The 12620-nt window shown below is 63.7% G+C and carries 12 protein-coding genes; 1 reads left to right on the plus strand and 11 read right to left on the minus strand.

Annotated elements, in window-relative coordinates:
- Positions 1-24: 24 nt before the first annotated feature.
- Positions 25-348, plus strand: coding sequence for a thioredoxin (trxA, locus tag M1D43_RS13380; protein ID WP_003532034.1), 324 nt, complete (start codon positions 25-27; stop codon positions 346-348).
- 342 nt (positions 349-690) lie between these two features.
- Here trxA and M1D43_RS13385 read toward each other — a convergent pair whose 3' ends face one another.
- The 11 genes from M1D43_RS13385 to M1D43_RS13435 form a co-directional block, all read right to left on the minus strand.
- Complete coding sequence (locus M1D43_RS13385) at positions 691-2034, minus strand: bifunctional folylpolyglutamate synthase/dihydrofolate synthase (RefSeq protein ID WP_003536449.1); 1344 nt, start codon at positions 2032-2034, stop codon at positions 691-693.
- Positions 2035-2049: 15 nt separating this feature from the next.
- On the minus strand, positions 2050-2964 hold the full coding sequence (accD, locus tag M1D43_RS13390) for an acetyl-CoA carboxylase, carboxyltransferase subunit beta (protein WP_003536448.1): 915 nt from the start codon (positions 2962-2964) through the stop codon (positions 2050-2052).
- Between the two features lie 53 nt (positions 2965-3017).
- On the minus strand, positions 3018-3857 hold the full coding sequence (gene trpA / locus M1D43_RS13395; RefSeq protein ID WP_010968305.1) for a tryptophan synthase subunit alpha: 840 nt from the start codon (positions 3855-3857) through the stop codon (positions 3018-3020).
- Positions 3858-3862: 5 nt separating this feature from the next.
- Positions 3863-5083: a tryptophan synthase subunit beta gene (trpB, locus tag M1D43_RS13400; RefSeq protein ID WP_003536446.1), complete on the minus strand. Its 1221-nt coding sequence runs from the start codon at positions 5081-5083 to the stop codon at positions 3863-3865.
- Positions 5084-5107: 24 nt separating this feature from the next.
- Positions 5108-5755, minus strand: coding sequence for a phosphoribosylanthranilate isomerase (locus M1D43_RS13405; RefSeq protein ID WP_027992968.1), 648 nt, complete (start codon positions 5753-5755; stop codon positions 5108-5110).
- A gap of 237 nt (positions 5756-5992) precedes the next feature.
- Positions 5993-6748, minus strand: a complete 756-nt coding sequence (locus tag M1D43_RS13410; protein WP_153313982.1) for a M48 family metallopeptidase — start codon at positions 6746-6748, stop codon at positions 5993-5995.
- A 98-nt stretch (positions 6749-6846) separates the two neighbouring features.
- On the minus strand, positions 6847-7272 hold the full coding sequence (locus M1D43_RS13415) for a DUF2852 domain-containing protein (RefSeq protein WP_010968303.1): 426 nt from the start codon (positions 7270-7272) through the stop codon (positions 6847-6849).
- Between the two features lie 149 nt (positions 7273-7421).
- On the minus strand, positions 7422-8696 hold the full coding sequence (phaZ, locus tag M1D43_RS13420; RefSeq protein ID WP_153313981.1) for a polyhydroxyalkanoate depolymerase: 1275 nt from the start codon (positions 8694-8696) through the stop codon (positions 7422-7424).
- Between the two features lie 267 nt (positions 8697-8963).
- Positions 8964-9980, minus strand: coding sequence for a zinc-binding alcohol dehydrogenase family protein (locus M1D43_RS13425; RefSeq protein ID WP_153313980.1), 1017 nt, complete (start codon positions 9978-9980; stop codon positions 8964-8966).
- Between the two features lie 47 nt (positions 9981-10027).
- Positions 10028-11002 (minus strand): ABC transporter permease, encoded by a 975-nt coding sequence (locus tag M1D43_RS13430; RefSeq protein ID WP_010968301.1) that lies wholly within the window; start codon positions 11000-11002, stop codon positions 10028-10030.
- Between the two features lie 33 nt (positions 11003-11035).
- Complete coding sequence (locus tag M1D43_RS13435; RefSeq protein ID WP_153313979.1) at positions 11036-12589, minus strand: sugar ABC transporter ATP-binding protein; 1554 nt, start codon at positions 12587-12589, stop codon at positions 11036-11038.
- Positions 12590-12620 lie beyond the last annotated feature (31 nt).

The following is a 12620-nucleotide window of genomic DNA, read 5'->3' on the forward strand; positions in this document are numbered from 1 at the left end:
ACTGCCATTCCGAAGGAGCACCCGATGGCTACTGTGAAAGTCGATACTGCCAATTTTCAGAAGGAAGTTCTGAACTCGGCCGAACCGGTCGTCGTCGACTTCTGGGCGGAATGGTGCGGCCCGTGCAAGATGATTGCGCCGAGCCTCGAAGAAATCGCCACCGAGCTTGCCGGCAAGGTCAAGGTCGTCAAGCTCAATATCGACGAAAACCCCGAGCTCGCGGCACAATACGGGGTCCGCTCGATCCCGACGCTTGCCATGTTCAAGGGCGGCGAAGTCGCAGACATCAAGGTCGGAGCCGCACCGAAGACGGCGCTCAGCTCGTGGATTTCGAGCGCGGTGGCTTGAGCCGCCGGGACTTCACTTCGACAATGCGAAAGCCCGGCTTGGCCGGGCTTTTTCTTTTCGGCTGAACCATGTGCGTCGCCGGCTATCTGCCCCTCACCCTAACCCTCTACCCGCGAGCGGGGAGAGGGGATTGCCCTGGCGCTTGCCGCGAGTCTCCTTCGCCCCGCCTGCGGGGAGAAGGTGGCCGGCAGGCCGGATGAGGGGCCGGCAACTGCGAACCCTTCGTTCCGAACCTTAGAGCGGGATGACGAAACGTGTGTCGGTTTTCCGCCCGCATCCCGCGTCAATCCATTCGAATCGATCACGTTCATGATTTTGGGTCTATCCTGAAACCATCGTGATCTACCGCGGCGGCGTGCCGTTTTCCGCCAGCACGTCGCCGACCAGGTAGAGCGAGCCGCCGATCAGCACACGCGGCGGCACCGGGTCCTCGTCGGTGAGTTCGGCGATCTGGCCGAGCGCTTCGGCAACCGAGGAGGTGGCATTGGCCTCGAGTCCCGCAGCGGCCGCATCGGCGGCCAGCGCCAGCGGGTCCAGTCCCGCGTCGGACCCGTGCACCGGCACGGTGAAGACCTGTTCGGTCAGATCGAGGAAAGCCTTGAAATAGCCGATCGGTTCCTTGGTATTGATCATGCCGATGATCAGGAAGAGCGGTCGCGGGTCGCGCTCCTCGAAGGTGGCCATCGCCTCGGCAATGACATGGCCGGCGCCCGGATTGTGTCCGCCGTCGATCCAGATCTCGGCGCCCGGCGGGCCGAAATGCGAGAGCCTGCCGCCGGCGAGGCGCTGCAGGCGTCCCGGCCACTCGACGCCGGCCAACCCTTTCTCGATAGCCGCCTCGGGAACATCGAAGCCGGCTGCCCGAACGGCACGGATCGCCGCCGCGGCATTGGCATATTGATGCCGGCCCGGCAAGCGCGGCAGCGGCAGATCCGCAAGGCCGTTCTCATCCTGGAAGATCAGCCTGCCGAACTCCTCATGCGCCATGAAATCCTGTCCGTAGACGGATATGGGGCAGCCGAGACGTTCGGCGGTCGCGATCAGCACATCGCGCGCACTCTCTTCCTCCTGGTGGCCGATCACCACCGGGCAGCCGCGCTTCATGATCCCCGCCTTTTCCGCAGCGATCAGCTCGACCCGGTCGCCGAGATAGGCCTGATGATCGAGCGAGATCGGCATGATCACGGCGACGGCCGGCCGGGCGATCACATTGGTCGCATCGTAGCGTCCGCCGAGACCGACTTCTATGATCGCGACATCGGCCGGATGTTCCGCGAAAAGCAGGAAAGTTACCGCGGTCAGGATTTCGAACACGGTGATCTTCTCACCGCCATTCGCTTCTGCAACGCGGCGTACGGCATCGGCAAGCACGGGGTCGCTGACCAGGGCGCCCTTGCCGCCCTTTACACCCAGGCGATAGCGCTCGTGCCAGTTCACTAGATGCGGCGACGTGTGGACATGGACGCTGAGGCCCGCGGCCTCCAGGATCGCCCGGCAGAAGGCCGTGACCGAGCCCTTGCCGTTGGTGCCGGCCACGTGGATGACCGGTGGCAGGCGCTCGTGAGGATTGCCGAGGGCAGCAAGCAGCCGCGTGATCCTGTCGAGCGAAAGGTCGAACCCCTTGGGATGCAGCGCGAGAAGCTTCTCGATCTCCTGCGCCGCCTCGCTGACCTCAGTCGCCGTCATGATGGTAGCCCTAATCTAGGCGCTCGCGGCCACCGGCAGCGGGGCCAACTCCGTCGCGGTATCGCGCTTGACCGCCTTGGCCGGCTTCTTCATCAGAATGTTGAGAACGCGCGCGAGCGTCTCCGGGATGTCGTGGCGCTTGACGACCATGTCGACCATGCCATGCTCCAGCAGATATTCCGAAGTCTGGAAGCCTTCGGGAAGCTTTTCCCGCAGCGTCTGCTCGATCACCCGTTTGCCGGCAAAGCCGATTTCCGCGCCGGGTTCGGCCATGTGGATATCGCCCAGCATCGCATAGGATGCGGTGACGCCACCGGTCGTCGGGTTCGTCAGGACGACGATATAGGGAAGGCCCGCTTCCTTGAGCATGTTAAGAGCCACGGTCGTCCGCGGCAGCTGCATCAGCGACAGGATGCCTTCCTGCATGCGGGCGCCGCCCGAGGCCGGGAACATCACCAGCGGGCACTTCTCCGCTATCGCGCGCTCGAAGGCCTTCACGATCGCTTCGCCCGCGGCAATGCCCAGCGAGCCGCCGATGAAGTTGAACTCATGCGCGACGGCGACGAGCTTGATGCCCTGGACCTGGCCGAGGCCGGCAACGATCGTGTCCTCGAGTTCGGTCTTGGCGCGGCTGTCGCGCAGGCGATCGGAGTACTTCTTCGAGTCGCGGAACTTGAGCGGGTCCTGCGCCACCTTGGGCTGCGGGAAGGCCTCGTAGATTCCGCCGTCGAAGAGATCCTTCAAACGGGCCTTCGCCGGCATCTTCATGTGGAAGCCGGACTGCGGGATGACCCATTTGTTCTCTTCCAGATCGCGATGGAACACCATCTCGCCCGTTTCAGGGCACTTGATCCAGAGGTTCTCCGGAACTTCCCTGCGGCCGAGCATCGAGTTGATCTTCGGCCGAACGTAGTTTGTGATCCAGTTCAATTAAGCAGTCTCCTGAAGATTTTCCTTCGGCTTGTGCGCGTCAATATGGGCAATTATTCGGCTGCAGCAAGCCGTGCCGCCCGTACGCCGGCCGCAAGCCCCCTGACGAGCGCTTCGACACCCGGGACCGTCGCTTCCGTTGCCCGGCCTTCTTCGGTCAAGCTCGACGCGATCTGATTGACGATCGCCGTGCCGACGACGACGCCGTCTGCGGATGCGCCGATGGCGCGCGCATGGTCGGCGGTCTTCACCCCGAAGCCGACGCAGACAGGCAAGGGCGTATGCGCCTTGATGCGCGCGACCGCTCCGGCGATCAGCGACGGATCGGGCAGCGCCGAGCCGGTGATCCCGGTCATCGAGACGTAATACACGAAACCCGACGTGTTTTCGAGAACCTTGGGCAGGCGGCGATCGTCCGTCGTGGGCGTTGCCAGGCGGATGAAGCTGATGCCCTTCTCAAGTGCCGGAATGCAGAGTTCGTCGTCCATTTCCGGGGGCAGATCGACGACGATCAGGCCGTCGACGCCGGCCTCGAGTGCGTCCGCCAGGAACCGCTCGACGCCATAGATATAGATCGGGTTGTAATAGCCCATCAGCACGATGGGGGTGCGCTGGTCCTCCGCCCGGAAGAGCCGGGCGAGCTCCAGCGTCTTGGCGAGAGACTGCCCCGCCTTCAGCGCGCGCTGGCCGGCGAGCTGGATCGCCGGTCCATCGGCCATCGGGTCGGAAAAGGGCACGCCGAGTTCGATGATGTCGGCACCCGCCTGCCGCAGCGCCTTCATGATCGCCAGCGACGTGTCGAAATCCGGGTCGCCGCCCATGAAATAGGTCACGAGGACCGGGCGCCCCTCGGCCGCCACGTCGGCGAACCGTTGCTCCATGCGTGCGGTCATGATCTTTACTGCCCCATACCGAGAATTTTGCCGACGGTGAAAATGTCCTTGTCGCCGCGACCGGAGAGATTCATCAGGATGATCTCGTCCTTGCCCATTTTCGGCGCGCGCTTGATGACTTCGGCAAGCGCATGGGACGGTTCGAGCGCCGGGATGATGCCTTCGAGCCGCGTCAGCGTCTGAAAGGCCTCGAGTGCCTCATGATCCATGATCGGCACATATTCGACGCGGCCGATGTCGTTCAGCCAGGCATGTTCCGGTCCGATGCCAGGATAATCGAGCCCGGCCGAGATCGAATGGCCTTCCTTGATCTGGCCGTCACCGTCCTGAAGAAGATAGGTGCGGTTGCCGTGGAGCACGCCGGGCGAGCCGGCGGTCAGCGAAGCGCAATGCTCGTCGCCGTCGAGCCCCTTGCCACCCGCTTCGACGCCGACGATCCTGACGCCCTCGTCGTCGAGGAACGAATGGAAGATGCCGATCGCATTGGAACCGCCGCCGACGGCGGCGACGACGAGATCGGGAAGCCGGCCTTCGGCTTCGAGGATCTGCTGCTTGGCTTCCTCACCGATGACTGCCTGGAAGTCGCGCACCATCTCCGGATAGGGATGCGGGCCGGCGGCCGTGCCGATCAGGTAATAGGTGCTATCGACATTGGTCACCCAGTCGCGCAACGCCTCGTTCATGGCGTCCTTGAGGGTGCCGTTGCCGGCGGTCACCGGCTTCACCTCGGCGCCGAGAAGCTTCATGCGGAAGACGTTCGGCGCCTGCCGCTCCACGTCGGTCGCACCCATGTAGACCACGCAGGGCAGGCCGAAGCGCGCCGCGACCGTCGCCGATGCCACTCCGTGCTGGCCGGCGCCGGTTTCTGCGATGATGCGGGTCTTGCCCATGCGCTTGGCGAGCAGGATCTGGCCGATGCAATTGTTGATCTTGTGGGAGCCCGTGTGATTGAGCTCCTCGCGCTTGAAATAGATCTTGGCGCCACCGAGTTCGGCCGTCAGGCGCTCGGCGAAATAGAGCGGGCTCGGCCGGCCGATATAGTGGGTGCCGAGATTTTCGAGTTCCGCCTTGAAAGCCGGATCGTTCTTCGCCCTCGCCCATTCATCCTGGAGATCGAGGATCAGCGGCATCAGCGTCTCGGCGACGAAGCGCCCGCCGAATATGCCGAAACGGCCCTCTTCATCGGGTCCGGACCTGAAGGAGTTCGGTTTAGGCGGTTGATTCACGTCTTGCTCCCTGATCACGGCCGCTCAAGCTTCCGCCCGGCGGACCGCTTCGAAAAACGCTTCCATGAGCGTCAGATCCTTGATCCCCGGCGCGCTTTCCACTCCGGAGGATGTATCGATGGCGCGGGCGCCGGTCAGCGCAAGTGCGTCTGCGATGTTGCCCGCGTTCAATCCACCGGAAAGCATGTAATCGACGCTTCCGTCAAGCGCGTCGAGAAGCCGCCAGTCGAAAGAAATCCCGTTGCCGCCCGGCAGATCGGAACCGGCCGGAGGCTTCGCATCCAGGAGAAAACGGTCGACGATGCCCAAATAGGGATCGATCCGCTCCAGATCGGAGGCCTCACGGACGGCAAGCGCCTTCATCACCGGAAGACCATAAAGCGCCTTGATGGAAAGGACCCGCTCCGGAGTTTCGGAACCGTGAAGCTGGAGGACGTCGGGGTCGAGCGCCGACACGATCTCGTCGAGACCGTCATTGTCCGCATCGACCGTGACCGCAACGATCTTCGCGCGCCCGCGGGCGCGCGCGGCAAGGCGGCCGGCATCGTCCGGTTCGATGTTGCGGGGGCTCTTGGGAAAGAAGATGAAGCCTACGTGGGAAGCGCCGAGCGCGACGGCACTTTCCACGGCCTCGGCCGTCTTCAAACCACAGATCTTCACTTCCGTTTTCATGGAAAGCGACCTTGCATGAAAAGCCGCCCGAGTCGAGCAAAACCGTTGCGCGGCAGCGGCCAATCTTAGGACGAGGGCGGCGGCGGGCATCCGGTGTTTTTCGAGCGAACCAAGCCGGCGCCCCTCATCCGCCTGCCGGCACCTTCTCCCCGCAAGCGGGGCGAAGGGACAAGCGGCATGCTCCGTCATTCCCCTCTCCCCGCCCGCGGGTTGAGGGGCCGTTTGGCCACTCTCGATCTACCCGAAATCGATCGCATGCAGTATCGTGCCGTTGCGCTTGAGCCAGTGCTTGGCATCCTTCGTTTCAGGGCACAGGCTTTCGCACAACGCCCAGAAACGCGGTCCATGATTCATTTCCTGAAGATGGGCGACCTCGTGTGCCGCGAGATAGGCGATCACCTTCGGCGGCGCCATGGCAATCCGCCAGGAAAAGCTCAAATCGCCCTCGGCGGAGCAGGAGCCCCAACGGCTGCGGGTGTCCTTCAGACTGAGGGAGCGTGCCCTGCGCCCCGTCCTGCCCGCATAGACGGCGACCAGGCGCTCGAGTTCGCTGCGGGCTTCCTTCTTGAGATAGTCGGCGATGCGCCGGCGCAGATGCTCCTCGGCACCGCCCACCCTCAGAACCGCCTCGTCGTCGATCACGAGCGCTTCGGTCAAGCCGCGCAGGCGGCCCGTTCTCTCGATGCGGTGCGCAACGCCGCGAACAAGGATGGTGCCGCCGTCCTCGAGCTCGCTTTCGCCGGAAAAGCGGGCGAGCTTGGTCATCAACCAGCCTTGGTGCCGGATGAGAAAGGCGCTGACCTCGCGCTCCGGCAGGCCCTCCGGCACGGTGAGCTTCAACGCTCGGCCACCGGGCTCGATGCGGAGCGTCATCCGCGTCGCTCGCGCATTTTGCCGAATGGTCAGGGGAAGGACCTTGCCGGCGACCTCGATGTCACGGATGACATCAAGGGGCGGTCCACTGCCACGGCGCCGCTTGAGAGATGAAAACATGAGGCCGTTCTAGCCGATTCGCAGGGCACTTGGCAGATGGACGAGTAACATCCGGCGTTTCACATGAAACACCGGATGTCATGAAACACCGGATGCGATCAGCTCGATTCGAAGCCGGCTTCCGGACCGGTGCGGCCGTTCTTGCGTTCGCGCATGAAGCGGTCGAATTCCTCCTGGTCCTTTGCACGACGGAGCTCGCGTACATAGCCGTCGAATTCCTCGCGCATCTCGTCGAGCTTGCGGCGCTCCTCGTCGAGACGGGCAAGTTCCGCTGTCCGCCAGTCGTCGAAGGCGACATTGCCGGTACGATGATGTGCCCATTGTCCCCGGCGGTTCCGTTTGAAGCCGGCACACATGCGATCCACTCCTTCATTGGCGTCCTTCTTGAACGCCCTCAGCTTGTCGCCGAAGAGGATGTAGGCGAGCATTGCCAGGCCGAGCGGCCAGAACACAATGAAACCCAGCACCATCAATGCAATGGTCGCAGGCGTCCAGTCCGGACGGATCAGTGCAGATTGGTTCATCTTCAGGATTCCTCGCAGTCGGCGGGCCGCCCTTCGCGGCCCGATGAAAACGATGTGGGAAACCCACGGCCCCGACGCAAGACATTGTATCAAGGAATCGGACAACCCCCTGACTTTGCTCCGGCAAATCGAGCGCTCCAATCGCTCGCTCAGGCCGACTTGCCGCCCTTGATGAGCTGTTTGACCGGCTTCGCATGGCGTGAATGCCGGCGCTGGAAGGCGACTATGCGCGGTGCGATCTCGCGGCGGAAACGCGAGCCGTTGAAGACGCCGTAATGGCCGACGTCGGGCTGCATGTAGTGCTGCCGCATAGAATCGGGAATGCCGGTGCAGATCGTCTGCGCCGCCTTGGTCTGGCCGAGGCCGGAAATGTCGTCGTTCTCGCCCTCGACGGTCAGCAGCGCGACGCGTCGGATCGCCGTCGGATCGACACGCTTGCCGCGGTGGATCATCTCGCCCTTGGGCAGCGCATGTTGCATGAACACCACCTGCACGGTCTGCAGGTAGAACTCCGCGGTCAGATCCATCACCGCCAGATATTCGTCGTAGAAGTCACGGTGTTTTTCGGCCGCATCGCCATCGTTCTTGACCAGATGGGCGAAGAACTCCTTGTGGGCGATCAGGTGCCGGTCGAGGTTCATCGACATGAAGCCGGAGAGCTGGAGGAAGCCCGGATAGACCATGCGCATGAAGCCGGGCTGCGGCCACGGAACCGGCATGACGACATTGTCGCGGAACCACTCGATCGGCCGTTCCTTCGCAAGCTCGTTGACCGCGGTCGGGTTGATGCGCGTGTCGATCGGCCCGCCCATAAGCGTCATCGTCGACGGTGCGAGGGGATCCTCCGCCGCCTCCATCAGCGCGACGGCCGCCAGAACCGGCACGGCCGGTTGACAGACCCCGATCACATGCGCATCCGGCCCCACGAAATGCAGCATCTGGATGACGTAGTCGATATAGTCGTCGAGATCGAAGGTTCCCTCGCTCAAGGGAACCATGCGGGCATCGATCCAGTCGGTGATGTAGACGTCGGAATGGGGCAGCAGTGCTTCCACCGTTCCGCGCAACAGCGTGGCGTAGTGGCCGGACATCGGCGCAACGATCAGGACTTTCGGATCCGGAGCGCGATCCCTTGGCAGGCTGCGCTCGAAATGTATGAGGTTGCAGAACGGCTCGCGCCAGACGATCCTTTCGCGGACCGGCACGGGCTGCCCATCGATCTCGGTTTCGGGAAGGCCGAATTCCGGCTTGCCGTAGCGGCGGGTGGCACGCTCGAAAACCTCCAGCCCCGCGGCTGCGGCACGGCCGAAATAGGTATGCGAAACCGGGTTCATCGGATTGCTGAAGGCCAGCCGCATGGCGTCCGCCGCCGTGCGCCACGGAGCCATCATCGCATGGTTCATCTCGTAAAGCTGGTAGAACATGGGCGCGTATCCCTTGTTTCAAATCAACGAAAACGCCGCTCCCAGTCCGACGCCGGAGCGCTTCCACAGGAAACATTTCTAATGGTTTCCATCCGAAAGCGCCTAGTCACGAAGAGTAGATCATTTCACCGGGACGGCGGAATGATCTAGCTTGCGGTTGTTCGTCTCTGGTGTCCGCAATCGCTGCTACACTAGCATTTTTCTTGTGCAGAGCAACAAACGCATCCCTCACTTTTTGGGAAGGACATCCCCATGGAATGAAGCCTCTCACCCGGCGCTCACCGCGACAACCGCCTTGACGAGCCCCGACTTGTCGTGGACCCAGCGGGGAAGGTCGCGGACGAGGTCCTCGAGCGTCGTGCGGTGGGTGACGAGCGCCTCTATCGGGACGAGCCCCGCCGCAAGCGACTGAATGACGTGATCGAAGTCCTCGCGCGTGGCGTTGCGGCTGGCGACGAGCGTCATTTCCCGCTTGTGGAATTCGGGATCCGAGAAGCGGATCTCCTCCTTGACCACGCTGACGAAGACGAGCGTGCCGCCGTGGGCGACATGGCCAAACGCCCGTTCCATCGACTGGGCGTTGCCGGTGGCGTCGAAGACGACGTCGAACCCATCCCCGCCCGTCGCCTGCGCGAGCGCCGCATCGTCGCCCGCAAGGATGCCGGGCGAAAAGCCGAGCTTTTCCGTGGCGAAGGCCAGGCGCTCCTCGCTCGTGTCGAGCAGCCTTACGTCGTGGCCGGCGATGCGCGAGAAGAGGGCCGTCCCAAGTCCGATCGGCCCGGCACCTATCACCAGCGAACGGACGCCTCGGCCTGCCGCCGAACGCCGGACGGCATGAGCGCCGATCGCCAGGAACTCGACCGCCGCGGCGGCTTCCGGCGAAAGGCCTTCGGCCGGATAGAGGTTCTGCTCGGGCATGACGATTTCTTCACAGAAGGCGCCGTCGGTGTGAACGCCGAGGACGCGGATCGCCGTGCAGCAGTTCGGCTTGCCTTTGCGGCAGGCGATGCACTCCCTGCAGGAGAGATAGGGATTTACGACCACGAGCGTCCCCGGCGCGAGCCGGGTGCCGGGACCGCCTTCGATCACTCTCGCAGAGATCTCGTGGCCCATCACGCGCGGATATTCGAGAAAGGGGTGCTTGCCCTCGAAGATATGATAATCGGTGCCGCAGATCCCGACGCGGCTGACGGCAAGGCGCACCGAGCCGGGTGGCGGTGCCTCAGGCCCGCTGCGGGCGACGAGCGCGAGGCGGCCGGGCTCTGAACAGACGACGGCTTTCATGCGGCGCTCCGAAGCTTGCTGGGGACCGGTTGCGGGCAGGGCGGCCATCACCGCGCCCCCCGCCGCCGCAACTGGTCGAAATAGACGATCACGATGATCAGCAGCCCGGTGATGATGCGCTGCCAGAAGGAATTGACGTTCAGGAGATTGGCGCCGTTGTTGATCGTCGCAAGGATGAAGGCGCCGAGCAGGGGACCGTGGACCGAGCCGACGGCGCCGAAAAGGCTCGTGCCGCCGATGACCGACGAAGCGATCGCCTGCAGCTCCCAGCCTTCGGCCTGGGTGGCGTTGCCGATGCCGATGCGCGAGGCGAGCAGCAGCCCGACGAAGGCGGCGCAGGTCGATGACAGGATATAGGCCAGATAGATCGTGCGGTTGACGTTGACGCCGGAAAGACGCGCCGCCTCGCTGTTGGAGCCGACGGCGAAGAGATAGCGGCCGAAGCGGCTCAGATGCAGGAAGACGTAAGCCGGAATCGCAACGACGATCACCATCCAGAAGAGACTGGGAATTCCGAGGAAGTCGGCCCGTGAGAAAGTGGTGAAGGCGTCGTTGGTGATCGAGATGGTCGAGCCGTTGGTGATCAGGAGACCGATGCCGCGAAGCGAGGTCAGCGTCGCAAGCGTGATGATGAAGGGCGGCAGCCCCATGCGGACGATGCCGAAGGCGTGGAAGGCGCCGATCAGCACGCCGATCGCCAGCGTCGCGATGATCGCGAGCCAGAGCGGAACCCCCGCCGCGAGCAGCCAGGCGACGATGACGCTGGTGAAACCGACGACGGCGCCGACCGAAAGGTCGATGCCGGCCGTGATGATGACGAAGGTCTGGCCGACGGCGAGAATCGCGGTCATCGCCCCCTGACGCAGGAGGTTGCTGATGTTGTTCGGCGTCCAGAAGGCGTTGGTCGCCAGGCCGAGGAGCAGCCACAGGACGACCAGCAATCCCACGAGCGTCAGACCGAACAGGATGCTGACGCCTTTCTTCGGCGTCGGTCCCGCGCTTTCAACCGTTTCCACACTCATCGCTTCCTCCCTGCGTCCTTCCTCATCCGGCTCTCAGGCATTGATCGCCTGCGCCAGCACTTCCTCATGGCTTGCGGCCCGGTAGTCGTGGCTTGCCACAAGCCGCCCCTGCCGGAACACATGCAGGCGATCGGCCAGTTCATAGACCTCCGGCAGGTAGGAGGAGATCAGGATGATCCCTGCCCCCTTCTCCAGAAGCCGCGCAAACAGCCGGTAGATTTCCGCCTTGGTGCCGACATCGACGCCCACGGTCGGCTCGTCGAAGATGAAGAGCTTCGCTCCGTGGCTCAGCCATCTGCCGATAACGATTTTCTGCTGGTTGCCGCCGGACATGGCGGAGGCAAGCACCCGCCGCGACGGCGTCTTGATGTTCAGATCCCTAATCTGACGTTCGGCATTGGAGGCCTCCTGCGCACGGTTGATCGTCAAGCCGCGCGTCAGCCTTTTGAAAACAGGCAGGTTGATATTGACGCCGATCGGCAGGTTGAGGCACAGGCCCTGATCGCGGCGGCTCTCCGGCGCGAGCGCGATCCCGAGATCCATGGCCTTCCGCTCATTGCCTATCGCGACCTTGCGGCCCTGCCAGAAGATCTCTCCGGCGCTCACCGGATTGCGCCCGTAAAGGCCGAGCGCGAATTCGCTGCGGCCGGCGCCGATCAGACCGTAGAGCCCGACGATCTCGCCCGCCCTGACCGAGAGCGATATGTCGCGGAAACCTGGACCGGAGAGCCCGCGCGTCTCGACGATCATCTCGCCCGGTTCGAAACGTTCCTTGTGGTAGATCTGTTCGATCGTGCGGTTGATCATCAAAGTGATGAGCTCGGCCTCGTTCGTCTCGGAAATCGCGCGCGTGCCGACATGCGTGCCGTCGCGAAGCACCGAGACGCGGTCCGCAAGCTCGAACACCTCTTCCAGCCTGTGGCTGATATAGACGATCGTGACGCCCTCGCCCTGCAGCCGGCGGATCAGGCGGAAAAGCTGTGCCGATTCCTGTCGCGTGAGATAGGCCGTGGGCTCGTCGAAGATGAGGAACTGCGTGCCGCGCATGGCCGCCCGAGCAGTGGCGACCAGCTGCTGCTGGCCGATCGTCAGGCTGCCGAGTTCGGCATTGGCGGGCAGATTGAAGCCGAGATCGTCAAGCACGCCCTGGGCCGCGCCGGTCATCGCGCGCTTGCGCATCAGCCCGCGCCGGTTCATCTCGTCGCCCAGGAACATGTTCGCCGCAACGCTCAGATGCGGGCAAAGCACCACCTCCTGGTGAACCGCATTGATGCCGCGGGCGATCGCTTCGTTGGGCGTGGCGAGGTCGACAGTTTCGCCGCACCAGCGGATTTCTCCGGCACTGCGGGCAATGACCCCGGTCAGGAGCTTGATCAGCGTCGATTTGCCGGCACCGTTCTCGCCGACGATCGCGTGGATTTCGCCGGATAGAAAGGTCATCGTCGCGGGCTTCAGAGCCTCGACCGCGCCATAGTTTTTCTGCAGGCCGCGGAGTTCCAGGATGGGTGCGCCCTTCGGAACCGGATGGCCGCCCGCCGCCCTCACCTGTTCGTCATGGCGATGGCTGACCTCTTGAAGCCCTATCATGGCATTGTCCTCCACTTCCCGGATCGCAACG

It is taken from the genome of Ensifer sp. R1-3 (genome assembly GCF_056739175.1).

What these genes read in the sequence shown, in the direction of transcription:
- trxA (WP_003532034.1), top strand. Translation starts at nt 25, where the DNA reads ATGGCTACTGTGAAAGTCGATACTGCCAATTTTCAGAAGGAAGTTCTG.
- M1D43_RS13385 (WP_003536449.1), bottom strand. Translation starts at nt 2,034, where the DNA reads ATGACGGCGACTGAGGTCAGCGAGGCGGCGCAGGAGATCGAGAAGCTT.
- trpA (WP_010968305.1), bottom strand. Translation starts at nt 3,857, where the DNA reads ATGACCGCACGCATGGAGCAACGGTTCGCCGACGTGGCGGCCGAGGGG.
- M1D43_RS13405 (WP_027992968.1), bottom strand. Translation starts at nt 5,755, where the DNA reads ATGAAAACGGAAGTGAAGATCTGTGGTTTGAAGACGGCCGAGGCCGTG.
- M1D43_RS13410 (WP_153313982.1), bottom strand. Translation starts at nt 6,748, where the DNA reads ATGTTTTCATCTCTCAAGCGGCGCCGTGGCAGTGGACCGCCCCTTGAT.
- M1D43_RS13415 (WP_010968303.1), bottom strand. Translation starts at nt 7,272, where the DNA reads ATGAACCAATCTGCACTGATCCGTCCGGACTGGACGCCTGCGACCATT.
- phaZ (WP_153313981.1), bottom strand. Translation starts at nt 8,696, where the DNA reads ATGTTCTACCAGCTTTACGAGATGAACCATGCGATGATGGCTCCGTGG.
- M1D43_RS13425 (WP_153313980.1), bottom strand. Translation starts at nt 9,980, where the DNA reads ATGAAAGCCGTCGTCTGTTCAGAGCCCGGCCGCCTCGCGCTCGTCGCC.
- M1D43_RS13430 (WP_010968301.1), bottom strand. Translation starts at nt 11,002, where the DNA reads ATGAGTGTGGAAACGGTTGAAAGCGCGGGACCGACGCCGAAGAAAGGC.
- M1D43_RS13435 (WP_153313979.1), bottom strand. Translation starts at nt 12,589, where the DNA reads ATGATAGGGCTTCAAGAGGTCAGCCATCGCCATGACGAACAGGTGAGG.